The sequence below is a fragment of the Actinoallomurus liliacearum genome, from assembly GCF_039542035.1.
Taxonomy (GTDB): Bacteria; Actinomycetota; Actinomycetes; order Streptosporangiales; family Streptosporangiaceae; genus Actinoallomurus; species Actinoallomurus liliacearum.
Genome location: NZ_BAABHJ010000040.1, coordinates 551,602 through 570,415, shown reverse-complemented (window position 1 = coordinate 570,415; position 18,814 = coordinate 551,602). Strand labels below are relative to the sequence as shown.

Genomic DNA, 18,814 nt, shown 5'->3' with positions numbered 1-18,814 from the left:
GTAGAGGTGGTCGGACTGTGAGGAGGCTCGGCGTTACTGCAAGGATCGCCAGGACTCATTTCGACCACCTCCTTCGGGTCGTCGGCGTCAGAGCACGAGCTCTGAGGTTACACCGGGTAATAAGGACGCCCGGCGGCGGCCGCCGGTTCACAGGGTTCCCGGAACATCCGAAAAAACACCGCTGTAGGGATCAACGTCCGCGGGCCGTCGTCGCTTCCATCCCCACCCCGGAAGATCTCCGGATCTCGATAGGCTTCGAACGTGCGAGTCCTCGTTCTCGGCTCGGGCGGGCGCGAACACGCGCTGGTCCGCTCCCTTGCCCAAGACCCTGACGTCACCGCCCTGCACTGTGCCCCCGGCAACGCCGGCACCGGTGCGCTCGCGGACAACCATGTCCTGGACCCCACCGATCCGGTCGCCGTGGTCGAGCTCGCGCAGCGCCTGATGGTGCAGCTCGTCGTGATCGGCCCCGAGGCGCCGCTGGTCGCGGGCGTGGGCGACGCCCTGCGCCGCGCCGGGCTGCTGTGCTTCGGCCCCGACGCCGCGGCGGCGAGGATCGAGGGCTCGAAGGCGTTCGCCAAGGAGATCATGTCGGCGGCCGGCGTCCCGACCGCCGCCGCCCGGGTCTGTGAGAGCACCGACGGCATCAACGCCGCGCTCGACGAGTTCGGGCCGCCGTACGTCGTGAAGGACGACGGGCTGGCCGCCGGCAAGGGCGTCGTCGTCACCGAGGACCGGGGGGTCGCCGAGCGGCACGCGGCCGAGTGCGAGCGGGTGGTGATCGAGGAGTACCTCGACGGACCCGAGGTCTCGCTGTTCGCGCTGACCGACGGCACCACGGTCGTCCCACTGCTGCCGGCGCAGGATTTCAAGCGCGCCTACGACGACGACCAGGGCCCCAACACCGGCGGCATGGGGGCGTACACCCCGCTGCCCTGGGCGCCGCCGGGCCTGGTCGACGAGGTCGTCCAGACGATCATCCAGCCGACCGTGGACGAGCTGCGGCGCCGCGAGACGCCCTACACCGGCGTGCTGTACGCCGGGCTGGCGCTGACGTCGAAGGGCGTCCGGGTGATCGAGTTCAACGCCCGGTTCGGCGACCCGGAGACGCAGGTCGTCCTGGACCGGCTGGCGACGCCGCTCGGCTCGCTGCTGCAGGCGTGCGCGGTCGGCGGGCTCGGATCCGCCCCGGCGCTGGAGTGGCGGCCGGGCGCGGCGGTCACCGTCGTGATCGCGGCGGAGAACTACCCGGGCAAGCCGACCGTCGGCGACCCCATCGCCGGGCTCGAGGAGGCCGACGCGGTGGAGGGCGCGTACGTCCTGCACGCGGGCACCAAGCTGCACGAGGGGCTGCCGGTCTCCGGCGGCGGGCGGGTGCTCGACGTCGTCGGCACCGGTCCGGACCTGGCCGCCGCCCGCGCGGCGGCGTACACCGCCGCGGAGCGCATCCGGCTGCGCGGCGCGCACTACCGCACGGACATCGCCGCCAAGGTCTGACGGGCGGATGGAGCCGCACGGCGGCGCCTCGGCGGTGACGGCCGAGGCGCCGGAGGAGGCGTACCGGGTCACCACCCTGGAGCTGTTCTTCGACCTGGTCTTCGTCTTCACGATCACGCAGCTCACCGGAGTGCTCGCCCACGAGCTGTCGCCGGTGGGGCTGCTGCGGGTGGTCGTGCTCTTCGGCGTCCTGTGGTGGATCTACAGCGGGTACGCCTGGCTGACGAACACCGTCGCGCCGACCACCACGCTCCGGCGGGTCCTGCTGCTGGTCGGCATGGCCGGGTTCCTCGTCATGGCGCTGGCCACCCCGCGCGCCTTCGACGGCGGCGGTGTCGCGTGGGGCCTGGGCTACCTCGTGGTCGTGGTCGTGCACGGCGGCCTGTACATCCAGGTCAACCGCGAGATGCTGCGGGTGCTGCCCGCCAACCTGATCGCCGCCGTCCTGGTGATCGGCGCGGGGCTGACGTCCGGTCCGGCGACGTACGCGCTGTGGATCGCGGCGGTGCTCGTGCCGATCGTCACGCCGTACATCGTGCGGCCGAACGGCCGGTTCCCGCTGCGAGCGGCGCACATCGTCGAGCGGCACGGTCTGCTCGTCCTCATCACGCTCGGCGAGTCGGTGGTGGCGATCGGGATCGGCCTGTCGGAGGAGCCGCTCGACACCCGTACGGCGATCGCGGCGGTGCTCGGGCTGGCCCTCGCCGCCGCGCTCTGGTGGACGTACTTCGCCGAGGACGACATGCGGGCCGAGCACGCGCTCACCCGGATGGACGACGCGCGCCGGACCGGCGCGATCATGAACGGCTACTTCTACGCCCACATCCCGGTGATGATCGGCATCGTCGCGGCGGCGGCGGGCGTGAAGAAGGCGATGAGCCACGCGACGGAGGCCCTGCACACGGGACCGTCGATCGCCCTCGGCGCGGGCGTCGCCGCGTACCTCCTCGGCGACGCCGCGTTCCGCCGCGCCCTGCGGATCGGCGCCCCGATCATCCGGCTCGTCGCGGCGGTGTCGTGCCTGGCCGCGATCCCGTTGGGCGCCCTGGTGGCCGGCGAGGCGGAGCTCATCGCGCTCTTTTCGATCATCATCGCGGCTCTCCTGACGGAGCGGAGAAGTTGATCTAGGATCCCGTGTTGATCTTGGTCCTCCTGAAGGGAAGACGGTCCATGCGCCGATCAGTCGGGCTCGCCCTCGCCACGCTTCTCATGACGGCCGGTACTTGCGGCACCGCTCTCGCCGGAACCTCGGCCCGTGAGCCGGCCGCCACCGCGCGCACCTCCGCCGCGACGGCCCAGGCCGCCGCCTCGCTCACCCGGCTGCACGCCACGTCGTCGCACGCGTTCGTCGACTCCGCCGGGACCACCCACCTGCTGATCGGCCCGAACATCCAGCCGGTCTGGGACGCGAACGACACCGACACCTGGGGACAGTCGACCTACGACTCGATCAAGGCCAAGGGCTTCACGGCGGTCCGCATGGTCCTGTTCTGGGACATGTTCCAGCCGACCGAGGCGGAGTGGAACGAGACGGCGTTCTCCACCCTCGCCACGGCGGTCACGAGGGCGAAGGCCGCCGGCCTGTACGTCATCCTCGACTGCGTCCACATGTCCGGCGCCAACGACGGCCAGGAGCACGTGCCGGACTGGGCCCAGGTGACGCCCACGGACGACGGCTCCGTCGAGGGCCTGGACGCCGTCGTCGAGAACGGCCTGGGCTTCCTGCAGACCATCGCCAACCGGTACAAGGACGAGCCGGCGATCGCGGCGTACGACCCGGTCAACGAGCCGTTCCGCTCTTCCACCAAGTCCGCGCGGCTGCTGTCCGACTACACCCAGCTCGTCAACGCGATCCGCGCCAAGGACGGCACCACCAGCATCATGCTGGAGCCGTCCTACGGCGACTCGAAGGTGCCCACCTCGTCGTTCTCGTCCTTCACGCCGACGAACCGCGGCAACCTCATCTGGTCGGTCCACGACTACTACAACGGGGCCTCCGCGAGCGGCTACACGAGCGGCTACGCCAACTCCACCGGACTGGGCATGGTCCCGAACCCCTCCGACGGCACCACCGGCTACAACGCGGCGAACAAGGCCGGTCTCGCCTCGCACCTGCAGGTCCAGCTCGACATGGCCAAGGCCGAGAGCCTGCCGGTCTGGATCGGGGAGTTCGGCATCGGCAGCGGCGCCACCGGCCACGACCAGTACATCAAGGACAAGGTCGCCCTCTACAAGTCCAAGGGCCTCGACTACGCCTGGTGGGAGTACTCCTCCGACAACGGCGACGGGCCGTTCAGCATGGTCGACGCGAACGAGAACTGGCGGTCCTGGGTGAGCTACCTGTTCTAGCGGCTGGGACACTGGAAGGGTGATCGAGCGCTACACCCTTCCGGAGATGGGCCGCGTCTGGAGCGACGCGCACAAGTACGAGCTGTGGTGCCGGGTCGAGACCCTGGTGCTCGAGGCGCACGCCAAGGCGGGCACCGTCCCGGCGGACGTCGTCGAGCCGGTGCGCGCCGCTCCACCGCCGACCCCCGAACGGGTCGCCGAGATCGAGGCGACGACCCAGCACGATGTGATCGCGTTCCTGTCCGCGTGGGCCGACAACACCAAGCCCCGCGAGGCCGCGGCGTACGTGCACTTCGGCATGACGTCCTCGGACCTGCTCGACACCGCCCTCGCGGTGCAGCTCGTCGAGGCCACCGACATCCTGCTCGCCAAGGCGGACGACCTGGTCGCGGCGTTGCGCGACCACGGCCTGGCGCACCGCGGCACGCTGCGCGTCGGCCGCACCCACGGCATCCACGGCGAGCCCGACGTCTGGGGGCACCGGGTCGCCGACTTCGCGTTCGCGATGGCGCGCTCCCGGGACCGGCTGCACCGCGCCCGGGCCGCCGTCGGGGTCTGCGCGATCTCCGGCGCCGTCGGCACCTACTCGAACATCGACCCGGACGTCGAGCGGTACGTCGCGGCCGAGCTCGGGCTGACGGCCGCGGACGTGTCCACCCAGGTGGTGATCCGCGACGGCATCAGCGAGTGGGTCTCCGCGCTGGCGATCATGGCCACGGTCTGCGAGGCGATCGCTCTGGAGGTCCGGCACGGCCAGCGCACCGAGGTGCGCGAGCTGTGGGAGCCGTTCGGGAAGGGCCAGAAGGGCTCCTCCGCGATGCCGCACAAGAAGAACCCGATCATCTCCGAGCGACTGGCCGGGATGGCCCGGATCGTGCGCGCCCAGGTGACCCCGGTCCTGGAGGGCATCCCGCTGTGGCACGAGCGGGACATCTCGCACTCCTCCACCGAGCGGATCGCGCTGCCCGACGCCTCCATCGGACTCGACTACATGCTCAACCTGACGCACCGCCTGGTCACCGGCCTCGTCGTCGACACCGAGCGGATGCGGGCCAACCTGGAGTCGACCGGCGGCCTGATCTACACGAGCACCGTCCTGCTCGAGCTCGTCAACGCGGGCATGTCCCGCGACGACGAGGCGTACCCGCTCGTCCAGCGGGCCGCGATGGAGACCTGGGAGACCGGGACGCCGTTCCGCGAGACGCTGCGCACGCAGGCCGCCGCGGCCGGGCTGACGCTCGACGAGGCGCGGCTCGACGAGGTCTGCCGTCCGGAGCGGTACGTCGAGCGCCTCGACGGGATGTTCCAGCGCCTCGCCGCGCTGAGCTGACGGCGGCCCGAGTGCGATCATGGCGGGGAGAGAAGGGAGCCCCCCAATGACGGTCGTGGTCCGCGAGCTGAACGTCTATCCCGTGAAGAGCGCCGGCGGCACGCCGCTGACCAGGGCCGAGGTGCTCCCGGAGGGGTTCCGGCACGACCGCGCGTTCATGCTGATCCGTCCGGACGGGCGGCACCTGTCACAGCGGGAGGTCCCGCGGATGGCGCTGCTGCGCCCGTCGTACGACGGCGTGAAGCTGACCGTGGAGTTCACCGGAACCGGGCCAAGCGCACCGCTCGCCCACGCGGTCCCGGCCGACGGGCCGGTCCTGGACGTCACGGTGCACGGCAACCCGTGCCAGGGCGTCGACCAGGGCGACGAGGCGGCCGCCTGGTTCACCGCCGCGCTCGGCCGCGACTGCCGCCTCGTGGGGTTCACCGGCCGGCGGGAGACCGGGATCGGCGGCGGCACGGTCAAGTTCGCCGACGAGTTCCCGCTGCTCGTCGTCTCGGCGGAGTCCCTGGCGGAGCTGAACTCCCGCCTGGCCGAGCCGCTGCCGATGAACCGCTTCCGGCCCAGCATCGTGCTCGAGGGCCTCGGCGCCTGGGGCGAGGACGCCGTGCGGTTCCTGCGGATCGGCGAGGTCGAGCTGGAGCTGGTCAAGCCCTGCGCCCGCTGCGTCATCACGACCACCGACCAGGAGACCGCCATCAAGGGCCGGGAGCCGCTGCGCACCCTGGCGACCTACCGGACGCACACGTTCCCCGACGGCGACCGCGGCGTCATCTTCGGCCAGAACGCCGTCCCCCGCGCCCTCGGCACCATCAACGTCGGCGACGACGTGACCGTGCTCAGCCGATGACCTCGCCGGCCGGGACGCCGTAGCCGTCGAGCGGGTCCGGGCCGCCGAGCGCCCCTTTGTGGATGGTGCCGAATGCGGCGGCTCCGTGGACGCGGGCCGGCGCCTCGTCGATCGCGGCCCATCCAAAAGATTCGATCACGATTGGGCCCTGGTCGGGCCGGTCGCGACACCTGTGGCGCACCGGGCCTCCGGGACCACACCGGTACGTGGGTATCCTCGGGACTCAGGTTCGTACAAGTGAAACGCTGAACGCATCGGCAAGCCTCGGCGCTGAGGTCCGGGAGACCCCGAACAAACCTGCGGCCCGCCGAATCTAACGAATCGGGGTTACCACGCGAGACCGGAAGTTTCGGTCATGCCACGGAGCACCCGATGGAATACTGGGGCCGCCCGTGTCACACGCGCGGCACTCGTGACCCGCCGACCTGACCGAGCGGGCAGTCTAACTTCACCGCAGCCAAAGGAGCACCGGCGATATGAGCTTGGGCCACGAGGTCCGTTACCGCGTGCGTGGTGGCGCCGAGTTGAGCGGCACCGTGTTCGTCCAGGGCGCCAAGAACGCCGTCCTGCCGATGATCGGCGCCTCCCTGATGGCGGCCGAGGGACGTACGGTCCTGCGGAACGTGCCGATCATCGAGGACGTGAAACGTGCGGTCGAGCTGGCCGAGGCGGTCGGCGCGAAGGCCGAGCTGCACGAGGCCGAGCGCACCCTGGTGATCGACGCGTCGAAGCTGACCAGCCCGGTCCTGCCGGAAGAGATCGCCTCGCGGTTCCGTGGCTCGTTCCTGTTCGTGCCGGCGTTGCTGCACCGACTCGGTGAGGCGGTGATCGAGGGCGTCGGCGGATGCAACCTCGGCAGCCGCAACCTCGACTTCCACTACAACGGTTTCAAGCGCATGGGCGCGACCGTCACCGAGCAGGTGAGCGACGACGGCCGTGGCAGCATCCACGTCAAGGCCGGCCAGCTGCAGGGCGGCACGCTCTACCTGGACACGCCGTCGCACACCGGCACCGAGAACCTCATCATGGCCGCCTCGCTGGCCGAGGGCACCACACTGATCAAGAACTGCGCCCTCGAGCCCGAGGTGCTGGACGTCATCCAGTTCGTGCAGCGGATGGGCGCCCGCATCACCGGCGGCGGCACCGGCTTCATCACCGTCGAGGGCGTCGACAAGCTCACCGCGGTCCAGCACACGGTGATGCCCGACCGCATCGACGCGGGCGTCCTGGTCATGGCGGCCGCCATCACCGGCGGCGAGATCAGCCTGGTCGGCGCCTCGCTCGAGCACCTCGGCGTCGCGGCCGACAAGCTGGAGCAGATGGGCGTGGAGTTCTCCGAGGAGGGCGCCGTGCTCCGGGTCCGCCGGGACCGGCCGCTGCGGCCCATCAACGTGATCACCGACGAGTACCCCGGCTTCGCCACCGACCTCCAGTCGCCGATCATGGCGGTGTCCTGCCTCGCCGACGGCCCGAGCTACATCTACGAGCGCATCTTCGACGGCCGGTTCAAGCTGGCCGACGAGCTGGTGCGGATGGGCGCCGACATCGAGGTGAACGGCAACCGGGCCAAGGTCAACGGCGCGACGCCCCTGCGCGGGTCCGAGGTCGTCGCCCACGACCTGCGCACCGGAAGCGCGCTGGTGCTGGCCGGCCTCGTGGCCGAGGGCGAGACCACCATCACCAACGGCTATTACCTGGACCGCGGCCACTCGCACATCGCCGAGCGGCTGAACGCCCTGGGCGCGGACATCGAGCGCCTGGCCTGACCTCTGGTTCCACGGCGCGGACGCCCCGTCGCGATCCCGGCAGTGACCCCTCTCCTACGCGAGGCCGTCATTCACCGGCGAACGCGGCGGGGCGTGTGCCATATTGGACCTTAATGATCACAAGCCTTCCGACCCTCGCTGACCTAACCGGTTAGTAATATTTCCCTCACCGGACGCTCTCTACTAGTGGTTTTTCGACGCACTCTTAACCGATTTCGCTAAGACGCGTCACATATCGCGGGCCTCCGGCGATCTGCCCAGTGAGGTGTTAGTTCACGGAGCTGGGGCGGACGACCAGACAGGGGCGTCAATGTGATGGGTCATGCGTTGGGTGAAGGCCGTGGGTCGACGGCCGCGAGACGGAACGGGCGGCAGGTAGGACCGGCCGAAAGCCGCCTAAAGGCGCCGCGGCGCCGGGAGGGGCGGAGATGAGTGGTCCTCGAGGCGGATCGGTGACACCCGATCTGACCATCGGCGTCGTCGGACCACACGATCTGGTCGAGCGCGTCATGCTCATGGGCCACGGCCCCACGCCGGTGCCGAGCCGCCTCGTCGCGGCGGCGTACCGCGACGAGCAGGAGGCGGCGGACAAGGTCGTACGGCTCGGGTCGGGGGTGGACGTCTGTCTGTTCGCCAGCCCGGTCCCGTACGAGTTCGCCCGCAAGGCGGGCGTCCTCACGATGCCGGCGACGTTCGTCCCGCTGAACGGCGCCGCGCTGCAGGGCGCGCTCCTGCGCGCCGCACTCGACGAGCACCACGAGCCGTCGCGCGTCAGCATCGACGTGCTGAGCCGCGCCGAGGTCGAAGAGGCGTACGGCGAGATCAACCTCAACACCGAGCACGTGCACTTGCGGGAGGAGGCGGCCGGGCCGGGGACCCTGGCGGCCTTTCACGAGCGTTTGTGGCGTCGCGGCGCGACAAGTGTCGCGCTCACTTGCGTGCACGCGACGGCGGAGCGGCTCGAGCTGGCCGGCGTGCCGACGCTGCGCATCCGGCCGACGGGCGCGGCGATCCGGTCCGCGCTGCAGACCTCGGCGCTGCTGGGCGCCCATCACCGGCTGGAGGAGTCCCAGCTCGTCGTCGTGGTCGTGGACGTTCCGACGCTGCGCGAGACGCCGCGGCGCGTCACGCCGCGCTACTGGCGCGAGGAGCTGAAGCTGTCGCTGCAGCGCCTCCTCCTGCAGGAGGCGCACCGGATGAGCGCCGCAGTCTGGCCGCTCGACGACCACAGCTACCTGGTCACCGCCACCCGCGGCTCGATCACGGCGGCGACGGAGGGGTTCCGCACCCCGCCGTTCGTCGAGCGGGTCCGGGAGGAGCTGGGGCTGGCGGTCGAGGTCGGCATCGGCATGGGGCGCACCGCCCAGGAGGCGGAGACGCACGCGCGGGCGGCCCTCGCCCGCTCGCAGACGTCGCAGCGGGCGCAGGGCTTCGCGCTGGACCGGGACGGCCGCGCGCTCGTGCCCGCCCCGCGCACCCCGCCCCGCGCTCCGGCGCCGGCCAAGCCCAAGGGCCTGGAGATCCTCGCCCGCCTGGCCGACAAGCTGGGCGACCAGCCGGGTGAGGAGGGTGCCGACGGCCGGCAGCCGCTCATCGTGGACGCGGAGAACGCCGGGAAGATGCTCGGCGTCACCCCGCGCACGGCTCGGCGACTGCTGCGGACACTGGTGGAAGAGGGCCTCGCCTGGCCTCTGCCGCCGAACCGGACCCCGCAACCGGGCCGTCCCCGCCAGCTGTACCGGCTGATCGTCGAGAAGCTCGGGCCGAAGGCCGGCTGATCCGCCGACCGGGGGCCGCCCGACATATAGGGCGGTCCTCGGCCGAAGCGGAACATTTCTTCGGGCGGCGTCCGTCCCGAGCGATACGGCGTTTTACTTCCGACTCGTAGTCATCATTACGGTCATGGCCGAATCCGGCCACTTCATCGCCTTTTCTCAACTCGACAGGTGCGGCGTACGTCGCATACGTAGTGTCGGGACCCCGACGCTCTCCGTCGCTTGAGACCAAGGAACGCCATGGACGGAAACTGGACGGTCCCCGGATACCGGCAGGTCCGAATCCTCGGGCAGGGTGCCTCCGGCACGGTCGTCCTCGCCGTGCACGAGGCGACCGGCACTCCCGCCGCCATCAAGTACCTGTCGGACGCGCTCAGGTCCGACGCCGACTTCCTCGACCGGTTCCGGGCGGAGGCGCGGCTGATGGCCGAGCTGACCGACCCCCACGTCGTCGGCCTCTACGAGTACGTCGAGACGCCGACGGCCGCCGCCCTCGTGATGGAGCTGGTCGACGGTGTCACGCTCAAGGACGTCCTGAAGACCCAGGGGCCCACCGGCCCCGAGGCCGCGCTGGTCGTCCTCAAGGGCTCGCTGCGCGGGCTCGCGGCCGCGCACGCCGCGGGGGTCGTCCACCGGGACTACAAACCCGCCAACGTGCTCGTCCGCGACGACGGCGAGAGCCGGCTCGCGGACTTCGGCATCGCGGTCCGCGCGGACGAACGCGCGACCGCCTCCGGCACGCCCGCCTACATGGCGCCCGAACAGTGGATCACGGGCACCGTCGGACCGGCCACCGACGTGTACGCGGCCACCGCCGTGTTCTACGAATGCCTCACCGGCGAACGCCCCTACCCGGTCGAGGGGCTGTGGGCGCTGGCCGCCGCGCACCGCCTCGACCCGATCCCGGTCGACCGGGTCCCGGTGGAGCTGCGCGGCCTGGTGACGCGCGGCCTCGCCAAGGACTTCGCCGACCGGCCGGCGTCGGCCGAGGCGTTCCTCGCCGAGCTCGAGGACGCGGCGATCGCCGGCTACGGCCCGGGCTGGGAGGAGCGCGGCCGGGTCCGCCTGGCGGCCCTCGCCGCCCTGCTGGCCTACCTGTTCCCCCTCGCCCGGCCCATCCCCACCGGCGGCACGGCGCTGGCGCTGACGCGCCTCGGCAAGAGCCGTCTCATGGTGGTGGCCGGGATGGCGGTCGGCGCGCTGCTGGCCGGCGGTGGCGGGGCGTACGTCCTGGCCGGCTCCCACCACCGCCTCGGCGCCGGCACGACCGCGACCTCGACGCCGTCCGTGGTGGCCGAGCCGGGCCCCTCTCCCGGCGACACCGCCTCGCCGTCGCCGAGCACGACGCCGTCGGACAGTGCCACGCCGACCGGGTCGACACCCTCGTCCGAGACGACGACACCGACCACCGGCTCTCCCGGCACGACGACCGCTCCGGCCGAGGGCCCGACCAAGCCCGTGGTCGTGGTCCCCAAGCCCACCCCCAGCGCGAGCGTCGCCACGACGGTCACGGACCTCCGCGTCGACGGCGTCAGCGTCGGCTCGGCCCCGGACGGCGCCGCGGCCGCGGGTTATCCGGTGACGGCGACCGTCACCGTGACGGTCAGCGGCCCCGGGACCGTGGACGTCACGGTGAGCTTCTCCTCCGGGGAGCTGTCCGGGTCCGGCGGCACGACGAGCGTGCGGGGACCCGGCGACCACCAGGTGCAGGTCACCGGGTCGGTCCAGCGATGCGCCGGCACGGTGACCGCCGTGGCCTCCTCCCGCGGCCTCTCGGCCAAGGGATCCGGACAGTGCCCTGCGACGGGAGGGGGATGACACATGGACGAGACCCGACGCGACACGGACGGGACCCGGCGCGACACGGACGGGACCCGGCGCGACACGGACGAGACATGGCGCGACCTGGACGAGGCCTGGCGGGACTCCGAGGGGAACCGGCGTGACTCCGACGAGACCCTGGCGTCGGCCACCCGTGAACCCGGAGACGTCGTGCCGTACGCGGCTCCGGAGCGGTCCCGGGACGGGGTGACGCTGCGGTTCGGGCCCGGCGTCCCGCCCGAGGTCGCGAAGAAGTGGAGCGGGTCCGGGCGGCGCCGGCGGCTCGGGCGACGGATCGTCGGCGGCCTGCTGACCCTGGGCGTCGCCGTGCTCGCCGGCCTGGTCGTGTGGTGGCTGCTCCGTGGCGGTCCCGGCGTCACGGTGACGAGCGTGAGCGTGAGCGCGCCGACCTCGGTCCAGTCCTGCGACACGACCGTACGGCTCGTGGGGACGATCCGGACCAACGGCGGGTACGGCGACGTGAGGTACCGCTGGCGGCGCAGCGACGGCCAGGTCTCCGGAGTCCTGTCCGAGAGCGTGCGCAAGGGGCAGCACTCGGTCCAGGTCCCGCTGCGCTGGACGGTCAGGGGCGACGGGACCCTGCACGCGGTCGCCACTCTGGAGATCGTCCAGTCGGGCGGGCCGGGCCTGCGGGCCTCGGGCGCCTTCGACTACGTCTGCGGCTGAACCGCGACGTCTCGCCGGGTGAACGGCCTCTTCGCGCCGCATGCCCGAATGGCCGGCTCCGTGGGCTCGAGGTCGGAAAAGAGCGTGGCGCGAAGAAGGTCGCACCCACTACCGTGTAATGAGCCATGACCACACAGACTCATGACTCACGTCCGCCGTTGACCTGGGTGGCCCTGCCGATCGTCTACGTCGTCTGGGGCTCGACCTACCTCGGCATCCACTACGTCGTCCAGACGATGCCGCCGCTGATCGGCGCCGGGATCCGCTTCGTCGTCGCCGCCGTCGTGCTCGCCGCCGTCCTCGCGATCCTGCGGGGCCCCTCCGTGCTGCGCGTGCCGTGGCGCCGTCTCGGCACGGCCGCCCTCATCGGCCTGTTGCTGCTGACCGGCGGCAACGGCATGGTCGGCATCGCCGAGCAGCACATGTCCTCGGGCCTGGCCGCGCTGCTCGTCGCGAGCGTTCCGCTGTGGCTGGTGGTGTTCCGGGTGAGCACGGGCGACCGGCCGCCGGCGGCGACCGTCGGCGGGGTGCTCGTCGGCTTCGGCGGGCTGGCGCTGCTGACCCTCACGCACGGCGGCGGCTCGGGCGACGTGACCGGTGTGGTCGTGATCCTGCTCGCGTCGCTGTCGTGGTCGATCGGATCGTTCCTGTCCTCCCGGCTGCCGATGCCGGAGAACCCCTTCGCCGCCAGCGTGTACGAGATGGCCGCGGGCGGGCTCGCCCTGCTCGCCGCCGGGTTCGGGCGCGGGGAGGCGCTGCACGTCGGCGAGGTCTCGCGGGCGTCCTGGCTGGGCCTGGCCTACCTGATCGTTTTCGGCTCGCTCGTGGCCTTCACGTCGTACGTCTGGCTGCTCGGCAACGCACCGATCTCGCTCGTCGGGACGTACGCGTACGTCAATCCGGCGGTGGCGGTGCTGCTCGGCGTGGCGTTCGCCGGCGAGCACGCCTCGTGGACGATCCTCGCCGGCGGACTGGTCATCATCCTCGGGGTCGGGCTCGTCGTGTCGACGGAGCGCCGTCCCCGTACGGCCGCGCCCCCGGAGCCGGGCTCCGAGGGCGGGCCGGCCGTCGAGTCCCCGACTCAGGCGCGGCGGTAGGCCTCCGCGACGGCGAGGAACGCGTCGTTCTCCTCCGGCGTCCCGATCGAGACACGCGCGCCCTCGCCGGGGAACGGCCGGACGCTGACCCCGGCGGCGTCGCAGGCGGCGGAGAACGCCATGGTGTCCTCCCCGAGCCGCAGCCACACGAAGTTCGCCTCGGTCGGCGGCACGGTCCAGCCCTGGGCGAGCAGCGCGTCACGGACCCGCTCGCGCTCCTTCACGGTCGCCTCGACGCGCTCGAGGAGCTCGCCCTCGGCCCGCAGGGAGGCGATGGCGGCCACCTGGGCGACGGAGCTCACCGTGAAGGGCAGGTAGGTCTTACGAACCTGCTGGGCGACGGGCTCGTGCGCGACCATGAAGCCGATCCGCAGGCCCGCCAGTCCGTACGCCTTGGAGAAGGTGCGCAGGACGGCGACGTTCGGCCGGTCGCCGTACAGGGTGAGCCCGTCGGGGACCTCGGGGTCCCGGATGTACTCGTGGTACGCCTCGTCCAGGACGACGAGGCAGTCCTCCGGCACCCGGTCCAGGAACGCCTCGAGCTCCGGGCGCTTGACGACGGTGCCGGTCGGGTTGTTCGGGTTGCAGACGAAGATCAGCCGCGTCCGGTCGGTGATGGCGTCGGCCATCGCCCGCAGGTCGTGGGTCTCCTCGGTCAGCGGCACGCGGACCGAGGTCACGCCGGCCAGGTCCGCGAGGGTCGGGTAGGCCTCGAAGGACCGCCAGGCGTACACCACCTCGACGCCGGGCTCGCCGACGGCCTCCAGCAGCATCTGGGCGACCCCGACGGAACCGCAGCCGACGGCGACGTGCTCCGGCGGGACGCCGAACCGCTCGGCGATCGCCTCGATGAGCGCGACGCAGCCGTTGTCGGGGTAACGGTTGACGAGTCCGCCCGCCTCACCGATCGCCGTGAGCACCGAGGGCAACGGCCCGTACGGTGACTCGTTCGACGAGAGCTTGAACGACCGGCCCTCCGGTGACCGGGCGACCTTGCCCGGCTTGTACGCGACGTAGTCGTCGAGCACGGAACGGAAACGGGGACTGCGCTGCTCGGACACCCTTGTCCTCCCGGGACGGAGACGTACGGGGCCACTCTACGAAGCGGCGCCGGCCACTGTCGCCACCGACGGGTGGCCAGAGTGCGAAAACCGATATAGGGGTATTAACCGTTACAAAAGGTGTCCGCGCCATCGGGGGGGGAGATCGCATGAGCACCCTTGCGCAGACCGATATCGGCAGGAGCCTGCAAGGCTGGCTGGACGCCGCGGGGCGGATCGTGCCGAAGATCATCGTCTTCATCATCATTCTGGTCATCGGCTGGATCGTCGCGAAGGTGATCCAGCGTGTGGTCGCGGCCATCCTGCGGCGGCTGAACTTCGACCGCTTCGCCGAGCGAGGCGTGGTGGCCGACGCACTCCGGCGCGGCAGGTACGACGCGGCCGGCCTCCTGGCGCGGCTGGTGTACTACGCGATCCTGCTGGTCGCCCTCGAACTGGCATTCAGCGTCTTCGGGCCGAACCCGGTCAGCAACGTGCTGCGCTCCATCGTGGCCTGGCTGCCCAAGCTGGCGGTCGCCGTCATCATCGTGATCCTTGCCTCGGCCATCGCGCACGGGGTCCGCGACCTCCTCGGCGGCGCGCTCGGCGGGCTGTCGTACGGCCGCCTCCTGGCGAATCTGACCTCGATCTTCATCATCGCCCTGGGCGTCATCGCCGCCCTCAACCAGGTGGGCATCGCCACGACCGTCACCGAGCCGGTGCTCATCACCGTTCTGGCCACGATCGGCGCCATCCTCGCCATCGGCCTGGGCGGCGGGATGATCCGGCCGATGCAGCAGCGCTGGGAGCAGTGGCTGACGCGGGCGGAGACCGAGGCGAGGTCGGCCCGGACCGGCGCGTACGCACGCGGCCGCGAGGACGCCGCACGAGGCGCCGGGACGCCGACCGAACAACGGCACGAGCCCGCCGGAACGGCGACCGGGACGCCGCCGCCACACGAGACGCCCGGCGCACCGCCGGGGTCCCACGACAGACCCTAGAGATCCGCGGTACGGCCGGGGAGCTAACGGAGTTCCTGAAGCTCCTGGATGAGCGAGCAGACGGCGACCACCCGGATCGTCTCCCAGTCGAACTCCTCGTCCGGCCACCAGCCCCGCTCGATGGCGGCGTCGGTGAAGCCTTCGAGGTATTCCCGGAGGACGCGCAGGGTGAGCTCCTGGCCCGACCCCGCGACGATGTCGCGGATCGCCGCCGCGTGCTGGTCGACGGCGGCGGCGAGGCCCGGCATCCGCCCCATCGCCGCGACGCCTTCCTCACCGACCTCGCCGATCATCTGGCGTACGACTTCTCGTGCAACGTCCTCGGACATGCCAAGGAAGGTACCAAAACCGGACATATGCCCCATCACCCTGCCGGGCGCATCATCGGCGGGTGGAGTGACTCGGCGCTGCCCCGGCGGTACAGCCGGGCGGGCCGTCCGCCGTCCCGCGTCGTCGTACGGTCCGTCGGCACCAGGAACCCCTCCGCGTTGGTCACCTTCCGATGGAAGTTCCGGGGATCGAGCGGCGTGCCCCACACGATCTCGTACACCCGCCGCAACTCCGCGACGGTGAACTCCGGCGGGCAGAACGCCGCGGCGAGGGGGGAGTACTCCAGCTTGGCGCGGGCGCGCTCGACGCCGTCGAGGAGGATGCGGCGGTGGTCGAACGCCGCCTTGTCGCGCTCGGTCAGGTCGTCGACCGGGTCCCACAGCACCTGCGCCCGGCTGGAGGCGGGAAGATCCGGGGCGAGCCCGAGGTAGGCCACGCTGACCACCCGCTGGCGCGGGTCGCGGTCCGGATAGCCGTACGTCGCCAACTGCTCCAGGTGCACGCGCACCCCGGCCAGGCCCGCCCGCTCGGCCATCAACCGCTGGGCCGCGACGGGCAGGTCCTCGTCGAGCTGGACGAAACCGCCGGGCAGCGACCAGGCCCCGGCGTACGGCGGCCGGTCACGGCGCCAGACGAGCGCGGAGAGCCGATGCTCGCGAACCGTGAGGACGACGAGATCGACGGTGACGGCAACCCGCGCGTCGGTCATACCCCGTACGCTATCGGGCCGCACGGCCTCCGAAGGCCCGGAGCGAGGGCTCCGGACCTTCGTCTCATGCGGCCTCGGCGGGCCGTTCCATGCGACCTCGGCGGCCCCGTCGGTCAGGCGGCGCCGCCGGCGTCGACGGCCTTGTCCGGCGCGGCCGGCCTGCCGTTGCGGACGGCGAGGTCCTGCTGCCCGTTGTTCATCGACGCGAGCAGTTGGCGGGCGACGCCGAGGCCGGTGCCGCCGAGGGTGAGCGCCTTGGCGAGCATGTCCTCGACGCCCTCCGCCCCGTTGAGCACGACCATGTTGTCGACGTTGCCGAAGACCTTCGCGCCGGCCGCGACGATCTCGGGCCAGTTCTCGGCGAGCTGCTGGGCGATGACCGCCTCCTGGTTCTCCGCGAGCGCGTCGGCCCTGGCCTTGATCGCCTCCGCCTCGGCGAGACCCTTCACCCGGGTCGCCTCGGCCTCGGCCTGGCCGGTCATCTTGGTGGACTCCGCCTCGGCCCGGGCCTTGGCCACCGCCGCCTGCCGCTCGGCCTCGGCGAGGGTGACCCGCTCGTACGCCTTCGCGTCGGCCGGCTTGCGGACCTCAGCCTCCAGGGCCTTCTCCCTGCGGTCGGCCTCCAGTTCGGCGTTCTTGGTCTCCTTCAGGATGACCTGCTGCCGGGCCTCGGCCGCGGCCTGGTCGACCTGGCCCTGGTATTCGCGCTTCTTGATCTCGGTGTCACGGATCTGGGCGGCGTTGGCCTGCTCGGCCATCTGCTCCGCCTGGGTGGCCTCCTGGTTGCGCTGGGCCTGCGCGATACGGGCGGCCGAGGCGACGGCGGCGGAGTTCGGCTTGCCGAGGTTGTCGATGTAGCCGACCTCGTCCTCGATGTCCTGGATCTGCAGCGAGTCGACGACCAGGCCGAGCTTGCCCATCTCGTCGGCGGAGGAGGTGCGGACCTGGTTGGTGAGCCGGTCGCGGTCGCGGAGCAGGTCCTCGACCGTGAGGTTGCCGACGATGGAGCGCAGGTGCCCGGCGAACAGCTGGTGCGTCTTGTCGTCCATCTGCTTCTGCTGGTCGAGGAAGCGGCGGGCGGCGTTGGCGATGGACGTGAAGTCGTCCCCGACCTTGTAGATCACCACGCCTCGCACGTGCACCTTGATGCCCTGCGAGGTCACGCAGGTGACCTCGAGCCCGGAGACCCGGGTGTCCAGCGACAGCCGCCGGCAGGTCTGGAAGCCGGGGAGGATCAGGGTGCCCTTGCCCGTAGTGATCTTGAAGCCGAGACTCTCGGCGGTGTCCCGGTTGTGCGCTCTGGCGCCGAGACCGGAGATGATCAACGCCTCGTTGGGCTCCGCGACCCGCCAGATCGCCTTGAAGACGATGATCAGGATGATGATGGCGACGACCACACCGATCGCCACGGCGACTATCGGCATCGCTCCTCCTAGGGAGCCGTGCGGTTATGACGTCAAATAGACGCAGAAGAGACGTAGACGGTTCGCGGTGGGTGGTAATCCATCACGACCACGAGGGAGCCCACCGGCATCTCCTCCCCCTGGATCGCCGGGTAGGCGTAGAACGCCTCGACCCCGCCGCGAATCGGGATCATCACCTCGCCGACCAGGCCTGGACCGATCTTGCCGGTCACCCGGCCCTGCCTGCCCACCACCGCGTCCTCCTTCTTCCACGGGAACGTTACCCGCGACGATGATCCCGCCTCTAGAGTCCGGCCCGCGGTTGTTCGGCGGCGGGCGGTCCGCCTACGGCAGGATGCGCTCGGCCTGCTGGTAGGCCTGCTGGGCGAGGCGTTCGGCCTCGTCCTGGGTCGCGCCCGGTCCGTACAGGGTGAGGGCGGCGAGGTACCCACGCGAGCGCAGCACGACGGACCAGGTCTTCACCATCGTCGTGCCCGCCGTCGTCGCGACGCCGACGCTCCGGGAGCCCTCGCCGATGCGCGTGCCGCGCGCCTCGACGACCGAGCCGGTCAGCCAGCGGTCGCCGACCCTCGTCCGGAAGCTCTTGCACGAGGCGGGCACGCGGAGCCCGACCTGCTGGGCGGCGACGGCCGGCCCGACCGCCATCAGCGTCTCCGAGGCGGTCTGGTCCCGCCCCTTGGCGAACGCGATGAACGCGGACGGCGCGGACCAGACCGCCTTATTCGAGGAGACGGCGCGCGTCGACGACGCGCACTCGGGTTTGTCGAATTTCGCCGCCTGTTGCATCTGAAGGGAATTTCGCACCGCGGTGAGCGCACCGTACTGCCCCGATTGCGGCACTCCTGAACGCTCATATCCGGGAATGTCGGTGAGCAGCGCCTGAGTCAACTGGTCGGCGTTGTACGCCTCCGAGGTGGGCGGCCCCGTCGGCGCCGTGGCCGTCGGCGCGGGCGTCCTGTCCTGGCCACAGCCGGCCGCGGCCAAGAGCAGCAAAACGATGGCGTAGAAGCTACGGGTTGTCACATCGAATGACGATATCGCACTTACCGACTCGGTCCATCGAACGCCCGCGATTCACCGCCGCCGCCACATGCACGGTAAAAAGGAAGTGTGATGCCGAGGGCGCATCCACATTGTC

The 18,814-nt window shown here is 71.3% G+C and carries 18 protein-coding genes; 11 read left to right on the top strand and 7 right to left on the bottom strand.

The window, feature by feature from the left end; genetic code table 11:
* Positions 1–261 precede the first annotated feature (261 nt).
* Genes purD through ABD978_RS41370 form a run of 5 tightly spaced genes read left to right on the top strand, consistent with a single transcriptional unit; the run spans position 262 to position 6,026 of the window.
* Positions 262–1,497 (top strand): phosphoribosylamine--glycine ligase, encoded by a 1,236-nt coding sequence (purD, locus tag ABD978_RS41390; RefSeq protein WP_345366794.1) that lies wholly within the window; start codon positions 262–264, stop codon positions 1,495–1,497.
* Positions 1,498–1,504: 7 nt separating this feature from the next.
* Complete coding sequence (locus tag ABD978_RS41385; protein ID WP_345366792.1) at positions 1,505–2,620, top strand: low temperature requirement protein A; 1,116 nt, start codon at positions 1,505–1,507, stop codon at positions 2,618–2,620.
* A 47-nt stretch (positions 2,621–2,667) separates the two neighbouring features.
* On the top strand, positions 2,668–3,846 hold the full coding sequence (locus ABD978_RS41380) for a glycoside hydrolase family 5 protein (RefSeq protein WP_345366790.1): 1,179 nt from the start codon (positions 2,668–2,670) through the stop codon (positions 3,844–3,846).
* 19 nt (positions 3,847–3,865) lie between these two features.
* Positions 3,866–5,176, top strand: coding sequence for an adenylosuccinate lyase (gene purB / locus ABD978_RS41375; protein WP_345366788.1), 1,311 nt, complete (start codon positions 3,866–3,868; stop codon positions 5,174–5,176).
* Positions 5,177–5,222: 46 nt separating this feature from the next.
* Positions 5,223–6,026: an MOSC domain-containing protein gene (locus ABD978_RS41370; RefSeq protein WP_345366786.1), complete on the top strand. Its 804-nt coding sequence runs from the start codon at positions 5,223–5,225 to the stop codon at positions 6,024–6,026.
* Here the strand turns inward: ABD978_RS41370 and ABD978_RS41365 are convergent.
* Entirely contained in the window at positions 6,016–6,165 is a 150-nt protein-coding gene (locus ABD978_RS41365; protein ID WP_345366784.1) for a hypothetical protein, read from the bottom strand. The two genes, ABD978_RS41370 and ABD978_RS41365, sit on opposite strands and share 11 nt — an antisense overlap.
* 337 nt (positions 6,166–6,502) lie before the next feature.
* Here ABD978_RS41365 and murA point away from each other — a divergent pair, with 337 nt between their 5' ends.
* The 5 genes from murA to ABD978_RS41340 all read left to right on the top strand — a co-directional run bounded on the left by murA (position 6,503) and on the right by ABD978_RS41340 (position 13,172).
* Positions 6,503–7,792: a UDP-N-acetylglucosamine 1-carboxyvinyltransferase gene (murA, locus tag ABD978_RS41360; RefSeq protein ID WP_345366782.1), complete on the top strand. Its 1,290-nt coding sequence runs from the start codon at positions 6,503–6,505 to the stop codon at positions 7,790–7,792.
* 494 nt (positions 7,793–8,286) lie between these two features.
* Positions 8,287–9,570, top strand: coding sequence for a transcriptional regulator (locus tag ABD978_RS41355; RefSeq protein WP_345367432.1), 1,284 nt, complete (start codon positions 8,287–8,289; stop codon positions 9,568–9,570).
* A gap of 237 nt (positions 9,571–9,807) precedes the next feature.
* Entirely contained in the window at positions 9,808–11,385 is a 1,578-nt protein-coding gene (locus ABD978_RS41350) for a serine/threonine-protein kinase (protein WP_345366780.1), read from the top strand.
* Positions 11,386–11,388: 3 nt separating this feature from the next.
* On the top strand, positions 11,389–12,075 hold the full coding sequence (locus ABD978_RS41345) for a hypothetical protein (RefSeq protein ID WP_345366778.1): 687 nt from the start codon (positions 11,389–11,391) through the stop codon (positions 12,073–12,075).
* A gap of 125 nt (positions 12,076–12,200) precedes the next feature.
* Positions 12,201–13,172, top strand: a complete 972-nt coding sequence (locus tag ABD978_RS41340; protein WP_345366776.1) for an EamA family transporter — start codon at positions 12,201–12,203, stop codon at positions 13,170–13,172.
* Here the strand turns inward: ABD978_RS41340 and hisC are convergent.
* Positions 13,157–14,233, bottom strand: coding sequence for a histidinol-phosphate transaminase (hisC, locus tag ABD978_RS41335; RefSeq protein ID WP_345366774.1), 1,077 nt, complete (start codon positions 14,231–14,233; stop codon positions 13,157–13,159). The genes ABD978_RS41340 and hisC overlap by 16 nt on opposite strands.
* A 149-nt stretch (positions 14,234–14,382) precedes the next feature.
* On the opposite strand from hisC, the gene ABD978_RS41330 reads away from it, so the two are divergent.
* Positions 14,383–15,213, top strand: a complete 831-nt coding sequence (locus tag ABD978_RS41330; protein ID WP_345366772.1) for a mechanosensitive ion channel family protein — start codon at positions 14,383–14,385, stop codon at positions 15,211–15,213.
* Between the two features lie 23 nt (positions 15,214–15,236).
* Here the strand turns inward: ABD978_RS41330 and ABD978_RS41325 are convergent, their stop codons facing one another.
* From ABD978_RS41325 to ABD978_RS41305, 5 genes are all read right to left on the bottom strand, one after another.
* The gene (locus ABD978_RS41325; RefSeq protein ID WP_345366770.1) at positions 15,237–15,542 is read right to left on the bottom strand and encodes a DUF6401 family natural product biosynthesis protein; all 306 of its coding nucleotides are present in this window, start codon (positions 15,540–15,542) and stop codon (positions 15,237–15,239) included.
* A gap of 35 nt (positions 15,543–15,577) precedes the next feature.
* A complete protein-coding gene (locus ABD978_RS41320) occupies positions 15,578–16,252 on the bottom strand; it encodes an NUDIX hydrolase (RefSeq protein WP_345366768.1) in 675 nt (224 codons plus the stop codon).
* Between the two features lie 113 nt (positions 16,253–16,365).
* Positions 16,366–17,676: a flotillin family protein gene (locus ABD978_RS41315; RefSeq protein WP_345366766.1), complete on the bottom strand. Its 1,311-nt coding sequence runs from the start codon at positions 17,674–17,676 to the stop codon at positions 16,366–16,368.
* A 32-nt stretch (positions 17,677–17,708) separates the two neighbouring features.
* On the bottom strand, positions 17,709–17,909 hold the full coding sequence (locus ABD978_RS41310; protein ID WP_345366764.1) for a hypothetical protein: 201 nt from the start codon (positions 17,907–17,909) through the stop codon (positions 17,709–17,711).
* A gap of 91 nt (positions 17,910–18,000) precedes the next feature.
* Entirely contained in the window at positions 18,001–18,699 is a 699-nt protein-coding gene (locus ABD978_RS41305; protein ID WP_345366762.1) for a hypothetical protein, read from the bottom strand.
* Positions 18,700–18,814 lie beyond the last annotated feature (115 nt).

Bases quoted from the DNA above. Each gene is read 5' to 3' on its own strand.
- ABD978_RS41330 (WP_345366772.1), top strand. From the start codon at position 14,383: ATGAGCACCCTTGCGCAGACCGATATCGGCAGGAGCCTGCAAGGCTGG.
- ABD978_RS41320 (WP_345366768.1), bottom strand. From the start codon at position 16,252: ATGACCGACGCGCGGGTTGCCGTCACCGTCGATCTCGTCGTCCTCACG.
- ABD978_RS41340 (WP_345366776.1), top strand. From the start codon at position 12,201: ATGACCACACAGACTCATGACTCACGTCCGCCGTTGACCTGGGTGGCC.
- murA (WP_345366782.1), top strand. From the start codon at position 6,503: ATGAGCTTGGGCCACGAGGTCCGTTACCGCGTGCGTGGTGGCGCCGAG.
- ABD978_RS41385 (WP_345366792.1), top strand. From the start codon at position 1,505: ATGGAGCCGCACGGCGGCGCCTCGGCGGTGACGGCCGAGGCGCCGGAG.
- ABD978_RS41315 (WP_345366766.1), bottom strand. From the start codon at position 17,676: ATGCCGATAGTCGCCGTGGCGATCGGTGTGGTCGTCGCCATCATCATC.
- ABD978_RS41345 (WP_345366778.1), top strand. From the start codon at position 11,389: ATGGACGAGACCCGACGCGACACGGACGGGACCCGGCGCGACACGGAC.
- ABD978_RS41350 (WP_345366780.1), top strand. From the start codon at position 9,808: ATGGACGGAAACTGGACGGTCCCCGGATACCGGCAGGTCCGAATCCTC.
- ABD978_RS41380 (WP_345366790.1), top strand. From the start codon at position 2,668: ATGCGCCGATCAGTCGGGCTCGCCCTCGCCACGCTTCTCATGACGGCC.
- ABD978_RS41325 (WP_345366770.1), bottom strand. From the start codon at position 15,542: ATGTCCGAGGACGTTGCACGAGAAGTCGTACGCCAGATGATCGGCGAG.
- ABD978_RS41370 (WP_345366786.1), top strand. From the start codon at position 5,223: ATGACGGTCGTGGTCCGCGAGCTGAACGTCTATCCCGTGAAGAGCGCC.